We start from the raw sequence: 22,980 nt of genomic DNA, 5'->3' as shown, positions 1-22,980 counted from the left end.
TGCGGCCATTGTCAGCTACCTCACACCATCTAGCGACTGTTGGCGACCTGGAGCAGACGCTCGACAAAGAACTCCAGCCGGCCCGTGGGCGCGCTGGGCAGAGGCCACTGATCCACCTCTTTGGCGAGCGTACGAATCGCTTGCGCCGCTTTGCTCTGTGGAGCGAACTCCAGCAGTGACTTTTGTTTCTGTACGGCTTTGCGGACATTTTCGTCGAAAGGAACGTGGCCCACGTACTGGAGGGTAACATCCAGAAAACGCTCGCACACGCTGTTCAACTTGTTGAACATCAGTTGTCCTTCACGGGTGGTGCGGGTCATGTTCGCCACCACCCGGAAGCGCTGCAGACCGTGGTCCCGGTTGAGCACCTTGATCAGGGCGTAGGCATCGGTAATCGACGAGGGCTCGTCGCACACCACCACCAGCACTTCATTGGCAGCCCGAACAAAACTCACCACGGTATCGGATATGCCCGCAGCGGTATCCACCACCAGCACATCCACCTGATCACTCAGCTCACTGAACGCATTGATCAGGCCCGCGTGCTCCCGGGGACCCAGCATGGTCATGCGCTGAACCCCCGAAGCGGCCGGAACGATTTTCAGTCCGGATGGGCCGCTGACCAGTACATCCCGCAGGCCCAGTTCACCGTTGAGGACATCGGACAGGGTGTGCTTCGCTTTGAGGCCGAGCAGTACATCGACATTGGCGAGCCCCAGGTCCGCATCCAGCAGCACCACGCGGCGGCGAAGCTCGGCCAGGGCGATACTCAGATTGACGGAAATATTGCTCTTTCCCACACCGCCCTTGCCGCCGGACACTGCTATGACTTGAACCGGACGCATTTGACTCATCTGCCGTTCTACTCCTCGAATTCTGCGACTGACCCTGACAAGGTCGATTATAGGGCCCGGGTGGCCGCTGCAGCCGTTGTGTTGCGGGTGCGGCGCGCGGCGTCGTCTCGCCGACTGACCAGACTGGCCGCCCGGGTCACCAGCTGGTGCGGGCGTGCGATCTCGATATCCCGGGGGATATCCTGACCGTGGGTAGTATAGACGATCGGCGCACCGGCCTGCATGACCACGCCCAGCGCCTCACCGAGACTGGCACTTTCGTCCAGTTTACTGAGAATGCAGCCCGACAGCCCCTGCCCGTACGCGTGCAACGAGGCCTTCAGCATGGCGGCCTGACTGGTACTGGGCAACACCATCAATGACTGGACCTGGGGCAGCCGATTGAGCGTTTCGAGCTGCTCCGTGAGGCGGGGGTCACCCTGCCGGAAACCCGCGGTATCAATCAGGACCAGGCGGTGGCGGCGCAGACTGTACAGCACGGACTCAAGACTGGCCTGATCGTCGACCACCCGGAGGGTTACACCGAGGATACGTGCCAGTGAGCGAAGCTGATCATGGCCTCCGATACGGTGGGTATCAAGGGTAACCAACGCCACGTCCCGGGCACCGTGGGCCATGACGTAACGGGCCGCGAGCTTGCCGATGGTTGTGGTTTTGCCGGCACCGGTCGGTCCGACCAGCGCATAGACACCGCCGCGGGACACCGGGTCCCCGCCATCTGCGGGCAGCTTGCGGGCCAACTGCGCCAGCGCGCCGGTCCAGGCTTGCGCCAGCGGTTGGTCGGAGGAGGTGTCGTTGAGAAGGGCCTCCGACACCTCCGGCGGCAATCCCATTCGCTCGAGACGACGACCAATACTTGCCAGCCCGGGCGCCCGGGAGGTCGGGCGCGGACCGAGCATCTGCGAGAGCTGTTCTTCAAGCAGATAGCGCATTTCAGCCAACTCGGCCTGCAGTGTGTCCAGACGTGGATCGCTCGTCGCCGTTGAGCCCGATGGCCCCGCCGTCGATTCGTCATCTCTCAGCGGATAGCGCTCGGCGGCACTGACAAAGCCGGCTCCCCGGGAGCGATTGGCCGCCGGCCTGTCTGGCGTCACAGAATCCATTGCCGCCCCGCCCGCTTCGAGCAGAGATCGCTGCACGCGAATTCCGGCGTTGACGCGCTGATTTGGCTGCAGGAACTCGCGTGCCGACGCATCCAGCTCACGCTGGGCCAACTGCCGCTGACGGGCGCGCTCTATCGCCTCGGCCCGTTCCTGACCACTTTCCGACGCTCGCACGGTCACACGCGACCCGTCGGGCTCGGCGTTCGATACAGAATCTGTCCTCTGAGGCGCTTCCGCCAGGGGCGCCGAGGCCTGGGTGGTCAGCAGCTCCACACCATCTTTCGTGCGGTTACTGGACAGTATGACCGCATCGGGCCCCAGTTCCTGACGAACCATTTCCAGGGCACGTCGCATATCCGCCGCGAGAAACCGTTTGACCTGCATCGTTGTACTCCTCGTCAAAAAACGGGCCTTCCGTCATTAAAGTCGGGCTTGAACTCTCAAACCCCGGCGCCCTGCTCCCGGGTTACCGGTTGTTGCTCTGACCGGCCCCCACTGTGGCGTCAATGGAAATCTGCTTATTCTCCGGCACTTCGGTGTACGCCAGGACATTCATATCCGGAACGCTATTGCGCGCGAACCGTGCCAGCATATTGCGCAGTGGCGCCGCTACCAGCAGGATCAGTGGCTTGCCGGCCACCTCCTGCTTCTGAGCGGCCTCCATCAGCGACCTCTGAAGTCGTTCCGCCAGACTCGGCTCAATAAAGGCGCTGTCATCAGCGCCAGATTTTTGTGCCTGCTGAAGGGTATTTAGCAACAACTGTTCCAACTCTGGCTCAAGGGTGATCACCGGCAGCTCAACGTCCGACCCTACGATGTTCTGGACGATCTGGCGCGACAGGGCGACCCGGGCCACATTGGTCAAAGCGGCGGGATCTTGACTCTTGCTGCCGTTGGCCGCCAATGCTTCGGCAATCGACCGCATATCCCGAATCGGCACCCGCTCGCGCAACAGGTTCTGCAACACCTTGAGCAGCACATTCAGGCTGATGGTATTGGGCACCAGTTCCTCGACCAGTTTGGGCGAGTTTTTCGCGAGCATATCCAGCAGCTTCTGGACATCCTCGTGACCGAGCAGCTCCCAGGTGTGCTTTTGCAGGATCTGATTCAGATGGGTCGCCACTACGGTACTGGCATCCACCACGGTATAACCCAGTGTCTGGGCCTTCTCTTTCTGGCTGGCGTCAATCCAGACGGCGTCAAGGCCAAACGCCGGATCTTTGGTTTTGGTGCCATCCAGCTCACCGAACACCTGACCGGGATTGATGGCCATTTCCCGATCCGGGTAGACCTCCGCCTCGGCCAACGAAACCCCCATCAGGCTGATCCGGTATTTGTTCGGCAGCAGGTCCAGGTTATCGCGAATGTGCACGGAGGGAATCAGGAAACCCATCTCCTGGGACAGTTTGCGACGTACCCCCTTGATCCGGCCGAGCAGCTCTCCCCCCTGCCCCCGGTCCACCAGCGGAATCAGGCGATACCCGACTTCCAGCCCAATGATGTCCACCGGTTGGACATCATCCCAATCCAGCTCCGCCGATTCTTTGGCGGGCGGCAGTGACGCCTGTCCGGGGTTCGGCGCCGAGGGTGTGACCGTCGGCCCACTACCGCCAGAACCCGATGGGCGCCCGCCGGCGGGCCGGTACTCATCGTCATCGACCGCCTGGGGTTGCAGGCTGCGCCAGTGAATGAAGTACGCCAGGGCGCCGCAGAGCAGACCCAGGCCAAGGAACGCCACGTGGGGCATGCCGGGGATGGAGCCCATCAGCAAGAGAACGCCCGAGGCGATGGCCAAGGCCTTGGGGGTCGCGAACATCTGCCCCATGATCTGCTCACGCATATCCTCGGAACTGTTGACCCGGGTCACCAGGATGGCGGCGGAGGTCGACAGCAACAGCGATGGAATCTGGGCGACCAGACCGTCACCAATGGTCAGCAGAATGTAATTCTCCAACGCCGTGGAAAAGTCCAGGTCATGCTGAATCATCCCGATCCCCAAGCCACCGATAATGTTGATCACCAGAATCAGGATGCCGGCGATGGCGTCGCCGCGCACGAATTTGCTGGCACCGTCCATGGCCCCGTAGAAGTCCGCCTCACTGGCGACTTCTTTACGGCGGGTACGCGCCTCGTCCTGGTCGATCAGCCCGGCGTTCAGGTCGGCGTCAATGGCCATCTGTTTGCCGGGCATGGCGTCCAGGGTAAACCGGGCACTCACTTCCGAGATCCGCCCTGCCCCTTTGGTCACCACGACAAAATTGATGATCATCAGGATCAGGAACACCACCAGACCCACGGCGTAGTTGCCGCCGATGACCACTTCACCAAACGCCTCGATCACTTTACCGGCGGCATCGCCGCCCTCATGGCCATTGAGCAGTACCACACGGGTGGAGGCGACATTCAGGGCCAGACGCAAGAGGGTCGCAACCAGCAGAATGGTGGGGAAGACCGCGAAGTCCAGCGGGCGCATGGCGTACACGCCAACCAATAGCACGACGATGGACAGGGCGATATTGAAGGAGAAGAAGGCGTCGAGCAGTATCGGCGGCACCGGCAGGATCATCATGCCCAGCAGCATAAGCAGCAGTACGGGGATGCCGATGTTGCCGCGACCGAGTCCGCGAATATGATTGAAGGCGGCGCGGCGGTCGATGTTATTCAGTTGGCTGAAGCTGGGAAGTGCCATGTAGGTCGCTTTTTTGACGGTTTCGTTAGTTGACCGTCGTATCGCAAGAAGCGTACCAATTGGAGGGGTTTGGCTTCATCGGTGTTGGTGGTTATCTGAGAGTCCGGCGGCTACGGGGTGAAGCCTTCCGGGACACGCCGTAAACCCATCCCTGGGGGCTCGCATCGCGGGTCCCCCGCTCCACGGTCCCGGAAGGCTTCACCCCGCATCCGCCTCCGAGTGAAATTCCACCAACCATGGTATTCGACTGGCACTGAGGCGGATGCGGGGTATAGCCATTGGAGACTCTCGGAGGCAGGGAGCCGACGAGAAGCCTACAGGGATGTATTCACGGCGGGTCTCCAATGGCTATACCCCGTAGCCGCCGGATTCCCTACGAAGCTCCCCCACCACCGCAAGACAAACCGCGACAGAACGGTGGATGACGGCCTTTGGTCTTATGCCACCCTACGCCTTGCATCACCCCGTAGCCGCCGGACGCTCCAAGTAAAAGGAACGCTAATCGAAGCGCATATCGCGGGGGACTTGGATGTTTCTTGGGTAGGCGGGTTTTTCGCCGCGGCCCTTGCGGAAATTGCGTAGCTGGAAGACATAGGCCAATACCTGGGCAACGGCCATGTACAGATCCGCCGGGACTTCCTGATCGATTTCCGTGGTGTGGTAAATCGCCCGGGTCAGTGCGGGAGATTCCATGATGTCGATATTGTGCGCCCGCGCGATCTCCCGGATTTTCAGCGCCGTCTGATCCGCCCCCTTGGCTACCAGAATCGGCGTCGCCATGGTATCCGGGTCGTATTTCAAAGCCACCGAATAGTGCGTGGGGTTGGTGATAACCACGTCCGCCTTGGGGACTTCCGACATCATACGGCGCTGGGCCATTTCCCGTTGTAACTGCCGGATTTTACTCTTGACCTCCGGCTTACCTTCGGTGTCCTTCATCTCATCCTTGACTTCCTGACGGGACATTTTCAACTTCTTCTTGTTCTCAAAAATCTGGAACGGGATATCAATGGCCGCGATGGCGATGGTGACCGCCGCCAGGGCGATGGCGCCGACCGCGCTCAGCCACACCGAGTTTTTGATCGCCGTCAAAGGCTCCTGATCCGACAGCCGCAACATGTCCTGCTGCTGCACCACCAGCAGTCCGACGGCTACCGCCATGATCAGAATGACTTTGCCGAGCGCCTTGGCCAATTCCATCAGGGCCTTGAGTGCAAACATCCGCTTCAGACCGGCGAGAGGATTCATTCGGCTGGCCTTGGGGGCCATGGATTTGCTGCTGAACAGCCAGCCACCCAGACCAATGGGGCCGGCGATGGAGGCCACCAGAAGCAAGGCGAACACCGGCATCATGCTCAGGGTTCCCTGGTACAGGGACGCGCTGAGATGCTCGATCATCGCGTCGGTGTTGAACACCACCTCACGATCCAGGGTGAAGTTGAATTTGAGGATGCCGGCCAACTTGCCGGCCATAAACGGGCCGAACAGCAGCAGGCCAACGGTACCGGCAAGCAATATGAAGGTGGTGGTCAGTTCCCGGGATCGGGGAATCTGCCCCTCCTCGCGCGCCTTTTCCTGTTTTCGCGTCGTGGGCTCTTCTGTTTTTTCCTGACTGCTGTCGTTTTCTTCGGCCATCAGGGCAGTCCTATTACCAGTCGAACCCGTTCAAAGGCTTCCTGGGTGAAGACTTCGAACACGGGAAGCAATGCGGGCAAGGCGAACCACATGACCAGGATGCCAAAGATGAGGGTCATGGGAAAGCCGACGGTGAATACGTTCATCTGCGGTGCGGAGCGGTTCATGGCGCCGAAGGCCATATTGATGATCATGACAGCGGTGAATACCGGCAAGGTGATCACCAGGGCGGCGCTGAACAGCCAGGTGCCCATGCCGGCGATGGTGGCAAAGGCGCCCGGACCCAGGCCGCTGCCGCCGATGGGCAGGCTCTGGAAGCTGTCCACGAGCATGCCGATGATGATGAGGTGGCCGTTGTAACTCAGGAACAACAGGGTCGCGAGCAGCAGGTAGAATTGGGACAGTACGGTGGTGGATACACCGGTGGATGGGTCGTTCATGGCGGCGAAGCCGAGGCCCATTTTCATGGCCATGAGTTCGCCAGCCAGTATGAAGATGTGCAGGAAGACCTGGAGCATGAAGCCCATGGCGATGCCGATGAGCAGTTCTCTGGCGACGATGGTCATGGCCTGTAGGGAGACGAGGTCGATGTCGGGTGGTGGCGGTAGTAGTGGCGCGACCAGCAGGGTGACGAAGGCGGTGAGGACGATGCGTACTCTTGCGGTGACGGTCTGGGCGCCGATGACGGGCATGGCGAGGAAGAGGCCACCAATGCGCAGCATCGGCCAGAGGTATTGACCGATAAATTGCATCAGTTGTTGTTCGCTCAATACCAGTTCGTTCACGGTTTCGTGGTCTGCTCCAGCAAAGTTCGTGTCTCCAGAAAGTCCGGCCTGAGCGCGGAGGGACCTCTTTTCAAAACACATAAATCCGTCCATGGAGCTCCCTCACTTCTCCCTGAAGTGAGGGTTTGAAAAGAGGTCCCTCCGCGCTCAGCCCTCATTGGTTGCTTCAACGTTCTGTGTGTTCTACCTGCTCTACCCTATTAAGTTTGGGACGTTGGTGTATAAACGGGTGAATAAGTCCATAAACTCTCTGAGTAGCCAGGGGCCGGCGATCATGACCGAGGCCAGGGTGACCAGCAGGCGCGGCAGGAAGCTCAGGGTCTGTTCGTTGATCTGGGTGGCGGCCTGGAACATGCTCACCACCAGGCCCACCAATAGGCCGGGGCCGACGATGACAATCAGCATCAGGATGACGAGGTAGAGGGCGTCGGCGAAGATGTCCATGACGACTTCCGGGGTCATAGGGCCTCCTTATACACCGAAGCTGGCGGCGAGTGTGCCGATGATCATGGCCCAGCCGTCGACGAGGACGAAGAGCATGATTTTGAACGGCAGTGAGATGATCAGGGGCGAGAGCATCATCATACCCATGGCCATGAGCACGCTGGCGACGACGATGTCGATGACCAGGAAGGGGATGAAAATGATGAACCCGATCTGAAAGGCGGTTTTGAGTTCGCTGGTGACGAACGCCGGGACCAGGATGCTGAAGGGGGTGTCCTGGGGTGTCTGAATGTCCGGGTTGTCAGCGATGCCGACGAACAGTTCGATGTCGGATTCCCGGGTCTGGGCCAGCATGAACGCGTGGAAGGGTTCAGTGGTTCGCGCCAGTGCGGTCTGGGCGTTGATTTCTTCGTTGATGTAGGGTTGCAGGGCGTCGGCGTTTACTCGTTCGAGTACCGGCTGCATGATGAACAGGGTCAGGAACAACGACAGGCCAATCAGGATCTGGTTCGACGGCGACTGCTGCAAGCCCAGCGCCTGACGCAGGATGGCAAACACGATGATGATCCGGGTGAAGGAGGTCATCATCAGCAGGATGGCGGGCAGGAAGGTGAACGCGGTCATGATCGCCAGGATCTGCAGCGTGACCGTGTACTCTTCCGAGCCATCCGGATTGGTGGTGACCGTCAGTGCCGGCAAGCCCGGGATCGCCGGCAGGGAACCACCCACTCCCTGCTCTGCAGGTGGCTCAGCGTCCGGTGCGTCCTGGGCCAGGGTCTGTCCCGCACCAACGCACAACAGGAGTGACAACAGCAGCGGCCAGAGGGCACGAAATGGGTTTGCGGGGTAAGACTTCATCAGGGTTTTGGGTTCTTGTTCATAATGTTCATCAGGCGCTGTCTGAAATCGCTGCTCTTGACGCCTTGCGCGTCGATGACCGGTTCTTCAAACACGTGCAGTGTGCGGATTTGCTGTGCAGTCACGCCGAGCAGCAGTTGCTGGCCGCCCACCTCCACCACCAGTAGCCGTTCCCGGGTACCCAGCGGTAAGGTGGCGACCACTTTCATGGCGGACGAGTTCATAAAAGCACTCTGCCCAAACCGACGCAACAACCAGGCGAGCGCGAAAATCAGCGCGATGATCAGTAACAGACTGAACAGCACACTCATCAATTGGGTGGCGGCCGTTCCTTCCATCAGCGCAGCTTCTTGATCCGTTCGGACGGACTGATCACGTCGGTCATCCGGATACCGAACTTTTCATTCACCACCACCACTTCACCGTGGGCAATCAGTGTACCGTTAACCAGCACGTCCAGTGGTTCACCGGCCAGCCGATCCAGCTCGATGACCGACCCCTGGTTGAGCTGCAACAGGTTGCGGATGGTAATGGAGGTGCGCCCCACTTCCATGGAAATGGACACAGGGATGTCCAGAATCACATCCAGATCCGGATTGGTGTTGGGTTGTTCGTCTTCGGTGAGTTCGTCCAGTGCGACCCGGTCTACGTCATTACTCCGACTCTGCGACGCCTGACTCTCATCGGAGTCGTCACCGCTGTCAGCGTCGTCACCCTGCTCCATCATGGCCGCTTCCCACTCGGCCGCCATGGCATCCTGGTCTTTATCGTCATCGTGGGTATCATTTTCGTTTGCCACTGGAGCCCCCTTCGTTTGCCGTAATGTTATAGGCTGAACTGTGATCAATTAATCCGTGGATTTTCAATGCCAGGTTCCCGCGAATCTGGCCCAACCGGGTGCGGAACATCGGTACGCCGTTGGCCGTGACCACGTGATATTCCGGGAATTCCACCGGAATCACATCCCCCGCCTTCAGATTGATGATGTCCCTCAGGGTAATTTCTCTCTGAACGATATCGCACTCCAGATCGACCTGAGCCGCGAGCACATCCTCTCGTAGCGCCTTTACCCAGCGCTCGTCTTTTTCATCACTGTCGCTTTGCAGACCGGAATCCAGTACTTCCCGGATCGGCTCGATCATGGAGTAAGGGACGGTGATATGCAGGTCGCCACCGCCGCCATCGAGTTCGACATGGAAGGTGCTGACGACCACCACTTCGCTGGGGCTGACAATATTGGCCAGGGACGGGTTGACCTCTGAATTCATATATTCAAAGGTGATGGGCATGACCGCTTTCCAGGCTTCGCCGAGGTCGACAAACACCTGATCCAGCACCATCTGCACCACGCGCAACTCGGTCGGGGTAAATTCCCGGCCCTCGATCTTGGCGTGACGGCCGTCACCCCCGAAAAAGTTGTCCACGAGTTTGAAGACCAGCCGCGCATCCAGAATGATCAGGGCGTTGCCGCGCAGCGGGCGGAATTTCACCATATTCAGACTGGTCGGCACGTACAACGTGTGAACATATTCACCGAACTTCTGGATCTGGATACCGCCGACGGACACATCGGCGGTGCGTCGCAACAGATTGAACATGCTGATGCGGGTGTAGCGGGCAAAGCGCTCGTTGATCATTTCCAGCGTGGGCATCCGCCCGCGGACAATGCGGTCCTGCGTGGTCAGGTCATAGGCTTTGACCGGGTCCATCTCCAGATCGTCATCGGTATCGATATCGCCTTCATCGACCCCGTGAAGCAGCGCATCAATTTCGTCTTGTGAAAGTAAGTCTTGCACGAGCGGCTACCTTATCGTTTTTACTGCATCACAAAGCTGGTAAACAGGACCTGCTCGACGCCGGGTTGCCCCATTTCCTGCTCGAGAATGGCCTGCACCCGACGCAGGGCGTCCTGACGCAGCAACTCTCTGCCCTCTGGCGTCTGCAGATCCTCAAACTCCTGGCCACTGAACAGCATAATGAGGTCATTGCGAACCCGGGGCAGGTGTTGCTCCAGCACTTTGACTACTTCATTATCGCGCAACATCAGGTTCACTTCGGTCTGCAGAAAGCGTTGCCGGCCACGCACATTGTAGTTGATGACAAATTTTTCCTTCAGCGGAAAGTAAATCGCCTGCTGACGCGCTGGTTCCAGGGGTTCCGTCGGTTCGGCTTCAGCCGTTTCGCCATCCGGCACCGGCTCATCCGGCGACAGAAAGTGCAGCAGTCCCAGGGTTACCCCCACCGACAACACCACCAGCAACAGTGCCAGGACAGCCAGTTTGATTTTCTGGTTGCGTCGGGCCTTGCGATCGATTTCCGCCTGTTCTTCTTCGGTCAGCTCGCGCTCATCGTCTTCTTCGGCCATGCCAAAATTCCGTCATTCACAGTTCTTGAAGGGGATGGAGCAAGCCCCGTGCCAAGTCAGGCACGGGGCTTGCGCGGATACTTTGGCACAGGGAAGGCGTTCGGGCAAGAAAGAACGAGGGGATTCACGGGAGCCAAGACGGACCGGTACGACGCTTCAGAGCGAAGCGTCATCCACCCGGCCCCTTCTGCTCAAGCGTAGTGGTCCACCAGACGATCGCTGATACGCTGTTCGATCACTTCGGCCTCTGGATCATCCGCGTCGCCATTCAGGGCCCGGCCCGCCGTCCGGCCCTCACCGTCTTCGTCTGCCTGCTCCCGACCGGACTGATCCGAGACATTCACATCCACCAGGTCCAGCCCCTGTTCAGCGAACATTTCCCGCAGACGGTTGGCGTTCTGGTCCAGAGCTTCCCGCACCGCCGCCTGAGGACTGGTAAAGGTCACACTGATCTGATCCTGATTGGCACTGACCCGGACCTGCATGGGACCCAGATCGGGGGGATCCAGACGCAGCTCGGCGCTGGACAGCTTTTGCGACGCCATCCAGAGCACTTTCTGCCCAACGGCCTGCCCCCACTGCCCCTGCCCCACCGGGACCCGGACATCGGTCTGCACGGTGAATCCCCGCTCCGTCGGAGAGAGCGGTTGGCCGCGGTTGGCACTTTCCAACTGGGCCAGGGCGTTGGCGGGTGACTGACCGCCATCAAACGAAGTACTGGCTCTGGACGCTGGCTGGGCGGAGGCTTCAGAGATCGCTTGCAGGGTCTGGGCAAAGGCCTCTTTGCCGTTTTTGCCCGCTGAGACACTCAACTCCAGCAGCCCCTTGAGATCCAGCCCCTCCGCGCCTTTGTCACCAGAGATCGCCATTGGCAACCCGACGTCGGGGCCTGAAGCACCGGCCGCCGCCGGTCGCTGGCTCGCCATGGCGCTCAGTTGAGACAGGTAGGCGGCACCCGTGCGACCGATCGCGTCGCGCAGCGTCGTAGCGCCCGGGAACCGGGCCGCCAGTTCGGGCAGTGCCGTGACCGGAATGGCGTCCAGACTCTCAGCCACCTGATCCAGGGGCGCACCGTCCTTCAGGTCCGCCAGCAATTGGCGCAGCGCCTTTTCCAGCTCCGGTGCCAGACTGCCCTCATCCAACTGGCTCTTGAGCTGTTCCAATAGGGCCGTCACATCTTCCGATAACGCCCCCCAGTCTTCGCTGCTCAAATCGGCCAGCAAGGCCCTGTCGTCTCTGGACAGCACAGTGCTGCCGTCGGACTCACCTTCGTGGCTGGCACCGGCCGCTCCGGAATCGCTTGGCGACGCTTCCGGGCGCTGAGAAGCGTTCGTCCGGGTGGCTTCGTTTTCCGCGGCGCGTCCGGAAGTGGCCCCCTCATCCGGCCGGTTATCACGGACGTCCGCTTCTCGCTGAGCGCTCGCGGATTCGCGTTTCACGCCCTCACGGGACTCACTCCGTTCCGGCAGCGACGCCTGCTCCCGGTCCGACGAGGAGGCACGACTGGCTGTGCCTTCGAATACCTGCCGAAAACCCTCTCCCTCCGGCGCCGCGCGACGCCGAACCGGCGAGGCCTCTGAGTTGAAAGACAACAGACTGCTGATTTGTGAATGACCTGGCATCGACACCACTCCGGCAAGGTTGGCGGCAAAGGTTTGCCGCCAACCGGTTAAACTGGGGCAAAGGCCCGTTTCTCAGAGGGGAACTGCAAGGTTAATGCCAGCAAGGGAGTGGGTAATGACAACTGACAGCGGGAGGCGTACAGACGCGAGGAAAACCGCAACAATCACACCGGACGGAGTCGACCGACGATCAGCCTGCGAAGCTGTTCAAAGTGACTTTCAGTTTGGCGAATTCTTCCTGAACGGACACCAGCGCCTGTTCCAGCCCTTCGATTTCACCGGCCCGGCCGCGTGCTTCCATTCCCTGGCACAGCTCGGCCAGTCGTTCTGCACCAAGGTTGTTGCAGCTGCCTTTGAAACTGTGCGCCTGACGCCACACGGTGTCACTATCCTGAGCCGCCAGCGCCCGTTGAAGTTGACGAATACGCTCTTCCGAGTCTGCCAGAAAGGTATTGATCAACACCGGAAACTGATCGTCCATCACGTCCTGCAGTGTCGTCAGAACCTCACGATTGAGGTGGGTTTCCGAACTCATGGGGCGCGCCTCCGGTTAGTCTCTCATCCGTTTCGTGTCAGTCATCCGCATTCCACGAAAACACCGCTTCGACCCGGTTACCTTCACCCGGATACTGAACAGCATCGCACAGTTTTTCAATCAGCGCGAGGCCCCGGCCGGCATAACCCGGCGCCTGTCCCGAGACCAAACGGGCACCGGGTTCCTCGAGACCGTCAAACCCCGGACCACTATCTTCCACGGCGATCCGCAGCAGGCCGCCCTCTTCTGTGGTGCTGTGATGAAGATGGATGCGAATCAATCCCTCACTGACCTCTTCAAGGCGTTTTTGCCGGATCTCATAATAGCGGGCAAACCCCTCCGGTGTACCCTTCAACCCCGAGTCCAATCCCAGGATCCCGTGTTCCAGGGCATTGGAATACAGCTCGGACAAAATGGTATACAGCGTTCCGCTATGCTGCCGCAGACCGGGCACCTCCACCAGGATATTCAACAACAGCGGCATCGGATCAAACTGACGAAAGCTCGCTGGCAGAATATCGAAGTTCATGTTCCACTCGGACAAGGTGGAGCGGTTGCGTCGCGCCGCCTCGGCGGCGACCGCATTGACGTTATCCGGCCGGTCCATCCGGATCTCTACCAGCGACAGATCGTCATCGCGTTCGCCCCGGCCCACAAACTGCTGGACCCTGGCCAGAATTTCGTCAAAGAGCCGGTCGTCATTTCTGGGAGAGGTCTCGCGATGTTCCCTGAAAAGCACATTCAACCGCTCTTCACCGAACATTTCGCCCTCGGGACTTCGGGCTTCATGAATACCGTCGGACCAGAGATACAGACGGTCACCCCAGGCCAGCTCATAGGTTTCCATATCGTCCTTGAAGGCGCTGTTGCCCAACACACCCAGGGGCAGGTGCGTTGAGGTAATCGCCTGCGGAGGCTCATCTCCCTGACGAAGGATATAGCCGGGAGGCAAACCGCCGCTCCAGACCCGAATGCGCTGGCGCCGGAAATTGATGTCCACCATGGTGGCACAGCAGAAAATTCCGACCGGAAGAATGGTCTTCAATTTGTGATTGATTTCCCGGAGGATGTCGCTCATGGCGAAGCCCTTGGACACCATCCCGTAAAACGTCGACGCCAGCGGAATGGCCCCCACCGCCGCGGGCAGACCGTGGCCGGTAAAGTCCCCCAGCAGCACCATCATACTGCCCCCGGGACGCATGCCCGCCACCAGAATGTCGCCGTTGAACACCGCCAGTGAAGACAGGTAGTACCGGACATTGTTGGAGTCCAGACAGCCGCTGTGAGCGATGTTGTCGAACACCTGTTTGGCGACCGTCTGCTCCTGCAGCAGGTGCTGGTTATGACGGCTGATCTGATCGCGCTGATCGAGAATGGTGGCATGCATGGCCCGCATGCGGTTGAATGCCCGGATTTTGGCCTGGATAATGACGCGGTTATAGGGCTTGGACAGGAAGTCGTCTCCCCCGGCGTCGAGGCACTGCACGAGGGACTCTGTATCGGTCAATGAGGTCAGGAAAATGATCGGCACCAGCGACTCGCCCGCGAGGGCCTTGATCCGCCGGGCGGCGCCAAAACCGTCCAGATTGGGCATCAGGGCATCAAGCAATACCAGGTCCGGCCGCTCCCGCTCAAACACCGTCACGGCTTCGCGTCCGTCACGGGCGCTGATCACCCGGTGGCCATCGCGAGCGACTATGGCCTGAAGAATCTGGCGGTCCGTTTCGGAGTCGTCAGCAATCAGGATGGTCAGCGGACTGTCGTCGGTCATGCGCAGCGTCTCCATTCGCGCCCGAGGCGGCGGACTGCCGCCCTGCCAAAGCCGACCACAAGCTCGATGATCGGCCCGATTGGTACCCGATTACTGGATATCGAATAACTGTTCGAAATTGGATATGGTCAGAATTTTCCTGACGTCCGGGCTACAGTTCCGGATTTCGATATTCGCCCGGTCACCACCGGCGTGATCACGTAACAGCAACAACATCCCCAGGGCGGAGCTGTCCAGGTAGGTCGTTTCCTGAAGGTCCACCCGATAGCGTTCCGGCGCTTTCTCCAGACGCTCGTACGAGCCCCGGAAATCCTGGTGCGAACTGAAATCGAACCGGCCCTGAATATAGATGGTGAGCAGGGTACCGTCGGCGGACAGGGTGGAGGTTATCGCCATAACTGTTTCACATCCTTTCTGACACGTTATTGTTCAGGCCAAAGCATTCGCGCAAAAGCAATCCGGCACAGAGCGACCTTAAGCATAGCGTAATTCCACTGCCCCGTCAGCGTTTTCGGGTCGGACCCGTCCGGCCCATACGCTGGGCGGCCAGATCGTCCAGTTCGCGCTGCTGGCGCTGCTCAAGGGCGCCATTTTCCTCGCGCTGCATTCGTTCAATCATGTCTTCCAGCGAGCGGCGGCGGTGGTACTTTTCCTGCCACTGTCGTCTGCACTGGTCCAGGTGATGGCGCACCTGGGCCAGTTTCTGCTCCTGCCCGCCCAGAGCCTCCCCCAGACGCTGCAAAAAACCACTGTAGCTCATCAGGGAGCGGGCATCGACGCCCCGGCGCCGCTCGCGATAGTCCGCCAGATACTGTGCCTGATACTCCCGCAACTGGGCCAACTGACCCTCTTCCTGCTCAAGCTGCTGCCTGGCTTCCCCGAGCCGGGCGGCGGCGGCCTGCTCCTCACGCTCCGCCACCATCAGAACCACTTTGAGTCGTTCCGAGCGTTGTTCCGCCATGACTTAGCGCTGTCCCCGGCCGCTGTGCTGAGCCGCCAGCGGCCCACGACGCGGCCCCGCGCCGGCGGACCCGCTTCCCGGCTGCCCTCGGCCCGGCACCGTGCCCGACGGCCCCGACGGCTGCAGGGTGCGCTGCAGATGATTGACACTTTCATCCAGTTGCACCGCCTGCCCCAGCCCCTGCTGAATAAACGCTCTGAGATGGGGGAACCGCTCAATGGCCGCATCGGTTTCAGGATCCGCCCCCGGCGTATAGGCGCCAATGTTGATCAGGTCCCGATTCTGCTGATAGCGGGACAGCAACTGCTTGAATCGCTGCATGGACTTCAGGTGGGACTCGTCAACGATATTGGGCATCGCCCGGCTGATGGACGCCTCGACATCGATGGCGGGATAAACGCCCTCCTCCGCCAGCCGACGGGACAGCACAATGTGCCCATCCAGAATGGCCCGGGCGGCATCCGCAATCGGGTCCTGCAGATCATCCCCCTCGGAGAGCACCGTGTAGAAGGCGGTAATCGACCCTTCTCCCCGAGCCGCGTTCCCGGCCCGCTCGACCAGTTGGGGGATCTTCGCAAACACGGAAGGCGGATAGCCCTTGGTAGCCGGCGGCTCGCCGATGGCCAGGGAAATCTCCCGTTGCGCCTGGGCGAAGCGGGTCAGGGAATCCATCAACAATAAAACATTCTTTCCCTGGTCCCGATAATACTCGGCAATCCGGCTGCACAACTGGGCCGCCCGAAGCCGCATCAAAGGGGCATCATCCGCCGGCGAAGCCACCACCACCGCACGTGCCATCCCCTCGGCGCCGAGAATATGGTCAATGAACTCCTTGACCTCGCGGCCCCGCTCGCCCACCAGGCCGACCACCACCACATCCGCCGTGGTGTATTTGGTCATCATGCCCATCAGAACGCTCTTGCCGACGCCGCTGCCGGCAAACAGGCCGAGGCGTTGCCCGCGCCCCACGGTGATCAGGGCGTTGATTGCCCGTATCCCCACATCCAGGGGTTCACTGATCGGGTGGCGTTTGAGCGGATTGATGTCGTGCGGCGCAAAGTCCAGAAAATCGTCGCCCCGCAGTGGCCCCGCATCGTCCAGCGGCTGCCCCAGGCCGTTGACCACCCGGCCGAGCAAACGGGGACCCACACGCATGCCCTGATGTGTGGATATGGGAATGACCCGGGCGCCGGGCTGCAGGCCCTCGACGCGCTTGACGGGCATCAGATAGACAATGTCGTCGTCAAAGCCGACCACTTCCGCTTCAATCCGGCGGCCATCCCGATTGATCACCTGGCATTGGCGTCCCACGGATACGTTGAGTCCAACGGCTTCAAGGGTCATGCCCACCGACCGGGTCAGACGGCCTTCGGCTTCCGGTTTCGGGGCGTCGGGTACTCCGGTCGGGCCGAAACCGCGCAGTCGTTCCAGCAGTGGCGAACGGGCACCGGGTGGAACAGCGTCATCTCTCACGGTGTTTCGTTCCCTTCGGTCGGGCTGTGACCGGTCTCGTGATCGCGCCGCAGCGCCTCATCACCATACCCGTCGTCGTCACTCACCTGGGTATCACTACCCAACTGACGGTTCACGAAGGCGTCCAACTGCTGGGCCAGTCGGTGTTCAACGGAGAAGTCCACCTGGCTTTCTTTGGTTTCCACCCGGCAACCACCGGGCAACAGGTCCTCATCGGCGTGAAAAGTCCAAGCGAGGCGATGCTCCTCGGCGTAAGCTTCCACCAGTGCAAGATCATCGGGATTGAGGTAAATATGCAAGTGTTCGGCACCGGCGGGCAATGCCGCCACGGCCGCGCGAACCGGCTCCATGATATGACTGGAGTCCGTCAGCAACTCCCGCGTCACCAGGCTGCGTGTCAGCGCACAGACCGCCTCAAGCAACCACTGCTCCAGCGCGTCTTCCTGCTCCGCCAGAGGCTCCCGAAGAGACTGCACCAGGTGCTGAAAGCGCTGTTGTTCAGCGGCCAGTTTCTGACGCATCTCCTCCCAGCCTTTCTGCTGGCCCGCCTCATACCCTTCAGCGCGTCCCTGCTCGAAGCCGGCCTGGTAGCCCTGCTCGCGGCCCTCCTGTTCGGCGGCATCCACCAGGCGCTGCATTTCTTCGGCGCTCAAGCCACTGCTGCCACCGTCGTAGTCCACATCTTCAATTTTCTCGCCTTTGCGCCGTTCCGCTTCCTCGGCGCGCTGGCGAGCTTCACGCTCCGCACTGGGCAACACACGGTCCTGTTCACCGTGAATCGGCGGCAGAACCCACGTCTGATAGTGCTCTAGCTCTTCGGCGGGAATCCGGTTGGCAAGTTTTTTGGTGGTCATGATTACGACGCCGTTGGTGGTGCATCAGAAACAACAACACTGAAGAAAACTCCAGCGCGATTAAAGCATTTTTTCGCCACTGTTGCTGAGCACAATTTCGCCGGCATCGGCCATACGCCGGGCAATGGTAAGAATTTCTTTCTGTGCGGCCTCCACTTCGGACAGCCGCACCGGCCCCTTCACCTCCAGGTCGTCGCGCAACAGCTCGGCCGCACGTTTGGACATATTGCTGAAAATCTTGTCCTGCAGCTCGTTATCGGCCCCTTTGAGCGCCACGATCAGCACTTCGGAAGACACCTCGCGCAGCAACATCTGAATGCCCCGGTCATCCACATCCTTGAGGTTGTCGAAGACGAACATGAGATCCTGAATCTGGTTACCCATATCCTCATCCAACTCCTTGATGGAGTCCATCAGGTCGGCCTCAATAGTACCATCCAGATGGTTCATGATTTCCGCCGCCGTTTTGTAACCGCCGACCGCTTTGGTCTGCGAGGAGGCACTACCGGTAAACTGCTTTTCCAGAATGTCGTTCAGTTCCTGCAGGGCGCTGGGCTGTACGGTATCCAGAGACGCGACCCGCATCATGATATCCAGACGCATTTTCTCACTCAGAAAGCTGAGCACTTCTGCGGCCTGGTCGGGATCGAGATAGGAAACCACAATGGCCTGAATCTGAGGGTGTTCATTGCGGATCACATCGGCCACGGAGCGCGGCTCCATCCACTTGAGGGTGTCCAGGCCGGTGGTATTGCCGCCCAACAGAATTCGATCGATCAGGCCGCTGGCCTTGTCTTCACCGAGGGCGGTCACCAGCATATTGCGGATGTAAGCGTCGGAGTCCGTGCCCAAGCCGGTGAGGGTGCGCACTTCCTCGAGAAAATTGCTCAACACCGCCTGAACGTCACTTTTCTGGACGTTTTTCATCTGCGCCATGGCACCACCGATACGCTGCACCTCTTTGGGGCCCATATGGCGAAGCACTTCCGCCGCATCGGCTTCGCCGAGCGACATCAGAAGAATGGCCGCCTGATCCACATGATTCAGTTTCGATGCGGGTTTGGCAGGTGCGTTTTTATCCGCTGCAGGCGCTTTATCAGCCACGGGGTTCCTCTCTCACTCAGTCGACGGGTATCGCTTAATCGTCCCGGTTGATCCAACTTTTCACCACCTGGGCAACCCGCCCCGGGTCGTCGGCCACCAGCCCTTTAACGGCGTTCAGTTGCTGCTCGTAACTCTCCTCCGGCCCGGGCAGCCCCAGGGCGCCGCCGGTCAGAGTGACGGTTTCGTCCGACAGGCCATCATACCCACCCAGTCCGGACTCTTCCAGCGCGGCCAATTCCCGCGCTTCCTCCTCTTCCGAGGCCCGGCCACCGGTTCGGGCCAGACTCTTGAGCACCGGCCGCAGCAGACCAAAAATCAGCAGCACCAATACCAGAATGCCGGCGCCCTGCTTCAGGTAAGGAAACAGCCAGGGTTGCTGCCACCAGGGCAGTTCCGGTGTCGTAAACTCTTCAAGGCTGCGTGCCCGAAACGGTGAATTCAGTACATTGACACTGTCACCGCGCGCGGCGGAGAAGCCGACCGCATCGCGCACCAGCAACTCCAGACGCTGCAGCTCCGCGTCGGTCCAGGCAACCCGCGTTTCGTTGCCCGCCTCATCCAGCTCGACTTTGTCGTCTACCACCACAGCCACCGACAGGCGATCGACCCGTCCCTGTTGAAACCGGGTATAGCTGATGGTCCGATCCAGTTCGTAATTGCGGGTGGCGCGCTCACGCACTTCGCGCGGAGAGTCCTCATTGACCGGCTCTCCGGTTTCCGGGTCAATCTGCTCCGGCGCTTCAGCGGTGCCCGGCGGCTGATTGGTCAAGGCGCCGGGAATACCGCCCTGATCCCGTCCGCTGGTGGACTCGTTCATGATCTGCTCACTGCGGATGGCGGGCATGTCCGGATTGAAGGTCTCCGCCGCTTGCTCTGTGGCCGTAAAATCCACATCGGCACTGACTTCCGCACGAAAGTTCTCACTGCCCAGTACGGGTTCCAGAATCCGGTTGACCCGCTGTACCAGTCCATCTTCCACCCTGCGGGTGTATTCGCGCTGGCGGTCGGCCATCAGCAACTCGGTGTTTTCTTCTTTGGCGGATAGCAACTCACCGTGCTGATCCACAATGGTCACGGCGTCCGCGTTGAGTTCGGACACACTGGAGGCCACCAGATTGGTAATCGCCTTGACCTGACTGGCGTCCAGACTACGTCCGGGGTTTACATCCAGAAACACCGAGGCGCGGGGTTCGCGTACATCCCGCACAAACACCGAGCGCTTGGGAACCGCCAGGTGAACGCGGGCGCTGCGAACATTGTTCATGCTGGAAATCGTGCGCGCGAGCTCCCCCTCCATGGCCCGATGATACCGGGTGCTCTCCACAAATTGGCTGGTGCCCAGGGGTTGCTCCTGATCCATCAGTTCGAAACCGGTGGTGTTATCCCGGGGAATACCCGCTTGGGCAAGTTGGATGCGGGCGGCCGAGAGGTCGTCCGCCGCCACCAGCAGGCCGCCGGTGCCCGGATCGATACGGAACGGAATCTGAGCCTGCTCCAGCACGGTCACCACCTCCGGGGACTCGCTCGGGTTCAAGCCCGGTAACAAGGGACGATACTCCTCTCCCTGCGTCCAGAGCACCACGGCGAAGCCGATGGCCACGGCCGCCGCCAGCCCCACCATCAAACCGGCCTGACGGACCAGGTTTAGGTTACTGAATCCCTCGATGAGGTCATTGCCCGGTCGTTTGCGACCGGCGCTTGAGGTGTCGTCGCCGACGGCGGAATCAGCTGCAGCCATGTGCGTGTATCTCGTTATACGTTGTCAGGATCAGAAACGGGGCCGACCATCAGATCGGCATATTCATGATGTCGCGATAGGCTTCAACCAGCTTGTTGCGCACCTGAAGGGTGGCCTGAAAGGCGACGCTGGATTTCTGGGACGCGACCATGACATCGGTGATGTCGACGCCCGGCTCGCCTCGCTCGTAGGCCGCCTGCAGGGCGCCCGAGGCCTTCTGGGTGTCGTTGACTTTGTTGAGAGCCTGAGCCATGACTTCACCGAACCCGGGGACGTCCCGGCCGGCTTCCGTGCGCAACCCGGGCTGCCCCTCGCTTATGGGGTTGATGCCCTGGGGCTTCTGGAAGGCCTGGGTCTGGGATTTGAGGGAGCGCATTTCCACCAGGAGGCGGTTGATGTCAACGCGATCGGTCATGGTATTTCCCCTGCGACAAAAATTTGGCGATTTCGCCGGATTCAAGCGTTCAGAAGAAATACTGCACAAAACGGGCCAGGTATTGCCGCCGGTGTTGACGTCGGCACCGCATGGGTGCCTTGCCTGGCTAGTGTGTAACCTAGGCTCCCTGGAGTGCCCGGTTAACGCGCTCGATGAGCGTCTGACGGTTGTAGGGCTTGACCATAAAGCTCGTGGCGCCCGCCGACAGACTGTCCTGCACCACCGTTTTGGTATTGACACCGGAAATCACCAACACCGGCGTGCGGGCGAACACCCGGGTACCCCGTAATCGCCGAAGCAGATCCAGGCCGTTCATTCCGGGCATCTCGATGTCAATCATAATCAAGCTGGGACGCAGTTCTCTCAGCGCTTCCAGCGCCTCCTGGGCGCTGGCGGCGAGATACGGCTCAAAGCCCTCCTCCCGCATGATTCTCGCCTGGACCTTACGCTGAAAGTCATTGTCTTCGACGATAAGTGCCGGTCCTTTGGAGGACGGCCCGGCACCACTAGTGGAAGACTCATGAATGGTGCTGGCATTGAGATGGGGAAATAGCGCTTTACTGGTCTCGTCGCGCCACTGATCTAACCAGCCACTCACCTGATCGGCGGGTAGAGGGCGAGCAATAAAGTAACCCTGCGCTTTGTGGCAATCGTGTTGGCGTAGGAACTGCCAATCGTTTTCGTCTTCCACGCCCTCGGCCGTAATTTCCAGCCCCAACTCTTTTGCCAACCCCAGGGCCGATTCAAACATGACCCGAATTCGACGCTCCTGCCCGACACCATGAACAAAACTCCGATCCAGCTTGAACTGGTCAAAAGGAATATCCCGAATCTGAGCCAGGGATGCATGGCCGGTGCCGAAATCGTCAATGGCAAGCTTAAAGCCCTTCAACCGAAGGCGGGTCAGATTATCCAGTACGATTTCCGGACGACGCATGGGCCGACTCTCGGTAATTTCCAGAATCAGGTCCCAGGGCTTCAGGTCGGCATCCTGAAGCGCACTCTGCAGCCAATCCGTGAAATCCAACTGTTCCAGATTATCCATCGACAGATTGACCGACAAAGCACAGTGAATACCATTTTTTTCCAGCGCATTGATTGCTGCAACGCCTCCCCGATCACCCAGCGGGTCAGATCGTCAATCAGCCCCTGCTCCTCGGCCAGATAAATAAACTGGTCGGGCATCACCCGCCCATGTTTCGGGTGCTGCCAACGCACCAACACCTCCAGGCTTGCCAGCTCGCCATCGACCAGTGAAACCACGGGCTGATACTCGTTAAAAAGTTCATTGCGGGCGATGGCTTCGCGCAGCTCTTCAGCGGTGACTGACTGGTTATTCCTCGCCAGTCGCGCCGGCGCCTGGTTGAGCAGTTTGTCCATTAACAGTCCGAGTTCCCGGTCGTCCACCGGCTTGGTCAAATAACCCAACACGGGAATGTTGTGTGCGTGAACCAGATTCTGTGCCGTGCGCAACAGACGTTCCTCCTCGCCACTCAGCAAAATCAGCTGCCCGGGGAACTTCAACTCAACCAGATGCCGGACCACTTCTATACCATCCAGATCCGGCATTTTCAGGTCGAGAATCAGAACGTCCGGCGGTGTTTTCAACGCACGCAACAGATCTACGGCTCGGCGACCTCCATCAACTTCTTTGATCATGACATAACCGAGCTTCGTCAGTAGGCGACTGATCAGACGGCGCATAAATTCGTCGTCGTCCACCGTCATGATTTTGACTTTGCTCTTGTTCATC

23 protein-coding genes are annotated in these 22,980 nt (G+C 60.0%); all 23 read right to left on the bottom strand.

Translation table 11 applies throughout. The features are described from left to right. Positions 1 to 29: 29 nt before the first annotated feature. A complete protein-coding gene (locus OOT55_RS04085) occupies positions 30 to 854 on the bottom strand; it encodes a MinD/ParA family protein (protein ID WP_265367872.1) in 825 nt (274 codons plus the stop codon). A 47-nt stretch (positions 855 to 901) separates the two neighbouring features. Beyond that, positions 902 to 2,341: a flagellar biosynthesis protein FlhF gene (gene flhF, locus OOT55_RS04080; RefSeq protein WP_265367871.1), complete on the bottom strand. Its 1,440-nt coding sequence runs from the start codon at positions 2,339 to 2,341 to the stop codon at positions 902 to 904. An 82-nt stretch (positions 2,342 to 2,423) separates the two neighbouring features. Continuing rightward, positions 2,424 to 4,646 carry a flagellar biosynthesis protein FlhA gene (gene flhA / locus OOT55_RS04075; protein WP_265367870.1) on the bottom strand — a complete coding sequence of 741 codons (2,223 nt, stop codon included), beginning with the start codon at positions 4,644 to 4,646 and terminating at the stop codon, positions 2,424 to 2,426. A gap of 498 nt (positions 4,647 to 5,144) precedes the next feature. Next, complete coding sequence (gene flhB, locus OOT55_RS04070; RefSeq protein WP_265367869.1) at positions 5,145 to 6,281, bottom strand: flagellar biosynthesis protein FlhB; 1,137 nt, start codon at positions 6,279 to 6,281, stop codon at positions 5,145 to 5,147. Next, entirely contained in the window at positions 6,281 to 7,066 is a 786-nt protein-coding gene (gene fliR / locus OOT55_RS04065; protein ID WP_265367868.1) for a flagellar biosynthetic protein FliR, read from the bottom strand. The genes flhB and fliR overlap by 1 nt, the downstream gene beginning before the upstream one ends. A gap of 192 nt (positions 7,067 to 7,258) precedes the next feature. Next, positions 7,259 to 7,528: a flagellar biosynthesis protein FliQ gene (gene fliQ / locus OOT55_RS04060; protein WP_265367867.1), complete on the bottom strand. Its 270-nt coding sequence runs from the start codon at positions 7,526 to 7,528 to the stop codon at positions 7,259 to 7,261. 9 nt (positions 7,529 to 7,537) lie between these two features. Then, positions 7,538 to 8,368: a flagellar type III secretion system pore protein FliP gene (gene fliP, locus OOT55_RS04055; RefSeq protein ID WP_265367866.1), complete on the bottom strand. Its 831-nt coding sequence runs from the start codon at positions 8,366 to 8,368 to the stop codon at positions 7,538 to 7,540. After that, the gene (gene fliO, locus OOT55_RS04050; protein ID WP_265367865.1) at positions 8,368 to 8,706 is read right to left on the bottom strand and encodes a flagellar biosynthetic protein FliO; all 339 of its coding nucleotides are present in this window, start codon (positions 8,704 to 8,706) and stop codon (positions 8,368 to 8,370) included. The genes fliP and fliO overlap by 1 nt, the downstream gene beginning before the upstream one ends. After that, complete coding sequence (gene fliN / locus OOT55_RS04045; protein WP_416140972.1) at positions 8,706 to 9,167, bottom strand: flagellar motor switch protein FliN; 462 nt, start codon at positions 9,165 to 9,167, stop codon at positions 8,706 to 8,708. Before fliN ends, fliO begins: the two co-directional genes overlap by 1 nt. After that, a complete protein-coding gene (gene fliM / locus OOT55_RS04040) occupies positions 9,151 to 10,164 on the bottom strand; it encodes a flagellar motor switch protein FliM (RefSeq protein ID WP_024459975.1) in 1,014 nt (337 codons plus the stop codon). Before fliM ends, fliN begins: the two co-directional genes overlap by 17 nt. Before the next feature lie 20 nt (positions 10,165 to 10,184). Continuing rightward, positions 10,185 to 10,733 carry a flagellar basal body-associated FliL family protein gene (locus tag OOT55_RS04035; protein WP_265367864.1) on the bottom strand — a complete coding sequence of 183 codons (549 nt, stop codon included), beginning with the start codon at positions 10,731 to 10,733 and terminating at the stop codon, positions 10,185 to 10,187. A 191-nt stretch (positions 10,734 to 10,924) separates the two neighbouring features. Next, the gene (locus OOT55_RS04030) at positions 10,925 to 12,355 is read right to left on the bottom strand and encodes a flagellar hook-length control protein FliK (RefSeq protein ID WP_265367863.1); all 1,431 of its coding nucleotides are present in this window, start codon (positions 12,353 to 12,355) and stop codon (positions 10,925 to 10,927) included. Between the two features lie 190 nt (positions 12,356 to 12,545). Continuing rightward, entirely contained in the window at positions 12,546 to 12,890 is a 345-nt protein-coding gene (locus OOT55_RS04025; protein ID WP_265367862.1) for an Hpt domain-containing protein, read from the bottom strand. A gap of 37 nt (positions 12,891 to 12,927) precedes the next feature. Beyond that, a complete protein-coding gene (locus tag OOT55_RS04020) occupies positions 12,928 to 14,661 on the bottom strand; it encodes an ATP-binding SpoIIE family protein phosphatase (protein WP_265367861.1) in 1,734 nt (577 codons plus the stop codon). A 90-nt stretch (positions 14,662 to 14,751) separates the two neighbouring features. Continuing rightward, a complete protein-coding gene (locus OOT55_RS04015; RefSeq protein WP_265367860.1) occupies positions 14,752 to 15,057 on the bottom strand; it encodes an STAS domain-containing protein in 306 nt (101 codons plus the stop codon). 106 nt (positions 15,058 to 15,163) lie between these two features. Then, positions 15,164 to 15,622: a flagellar export protein FliJ gene (gene fliJ / locus OOT55_RS04010; RefSeq protein WP_265367859.1), complete on the bottom strand. Its 459-nt coding sequence runs from the start codon at positions 15,620 to 15,622 to the stop codon at positions 15,164 to 15,166. A 3-nt stretch (positions 15,623 to 15,625) separates the two neighbouring features. Beyond that, positions 15,626 to 17,095 (bottom strand): flagellar protein export ATPase FliI, encoded by a 1,470-nt coding sequence (gene fliI / locus OOT55_RS04005; protein WP_416140971.1) that lies wholly within the window; start codon positions 17,093 to 17,095, stop codon positions 15,626 to 15,628. Then, positions 17,092 to 17,949: a flagellar assembly protein FliH gene (locus OOT55_RS04000; RefSeq protein ID WP_265367858.1), complete on the bottom strand. Its 858-nt coding sequence runs from the start codon at positions 17,947 to 17,949 to the stop codon at positions 17,092 to 17,094. The genes fliI and OOT55_RS04000 overlap by 4 nt, the downstream gene beginning before the upstream one ends. A 60-nt stretch (positions 17,950 to 18,009) precedes the next feature. Continuing rightward, entirely contained in the window at positions 18,010 to 19,053 is a 1,044-nt protein-coding gene (gene fliG, locus OOT55_RS03995) for a flagellar motor switch protein FliG (RefSeq protein ID WP_265367857.1), read from the bottom strand. A 34-nt stretch (positions 19,054 to 19,087) separates the two neighbouring features. After that, positions 19,088 to 20,791 carry a flagellar basal-body MS-ring/collar protein FliF gene (gene fliF / locus OOT55_RS03990; protein ID WP_265367856.1) on the bottom strand — a complete coding sequence of 568 codons (1,704 nt, stop codon included), beginning with the start codon at positions 20,789 to 20,791 and terminating at the stop codon, positions 19,088 to 19,090. A gap of 49 nt (positions 20,792 to 20,840) precedes the next feature. Further along, positions 20,841 to 21,206 carry a flagellar hook-basal body complex protein FliE gene (gene fliE, locus OOT55_RS03985; protein WP_265367855.1) on the bottom strand — a complete coding sequence of 122 codons (366 nt, stop codon included), beginning with the start codon at positions 21,204 to 21,206 and terminating at the stop codon, positions 20,841 to 20,843. A gap of 139 nt (positions 21,207 to 21,345) precedes the next feature. Then, the gene (locus tag OOT55_RS17820; RefSeq protein ID WP_416140970.1) at positions 21,346 to 22,272 is read right to left on the bottom strand and encodes an EAL domain-containing protein; all 927 of its coding nucleotides are present in this window, start codon (positions 22,270 to 22,272) and stop codon (positions 21,346 to 21,348) included. Beyond that, positions 22,206 to 22,979: an EAL domain-containing protein gene (locus OOT55_RS03975; RefSeq protein ID WP_416140969.1), complete on the bottom strand. Its 774-nt coding sequence runs from the start codon at positions 22,977 to 22,979 to the stop codon at positions 22,206 to 22,208. Before OOT55_RS03975 ends, OOT55_RS17820 begins: the two co-directional genes overlap by 67 nt. Position 22,980: the final 1 nt, after the last annotated feature.

This window comes from Marinimicrobium sp. C6131 (assembly GCF_026153455.1).
In the GTDB taxonomy this organism is placed as follows: domain Bacteria; phylum Pseudomonadota; class Gammaproteobacteria; order Pseudomonadales; family Cellvibrionaceae; genus Marinimicrobium.
The sequence above is the reverse complement of the archived record's forward strand: the minus strand, read 5'-3'. Positions and strand labels throughout refer to the sequence as shown.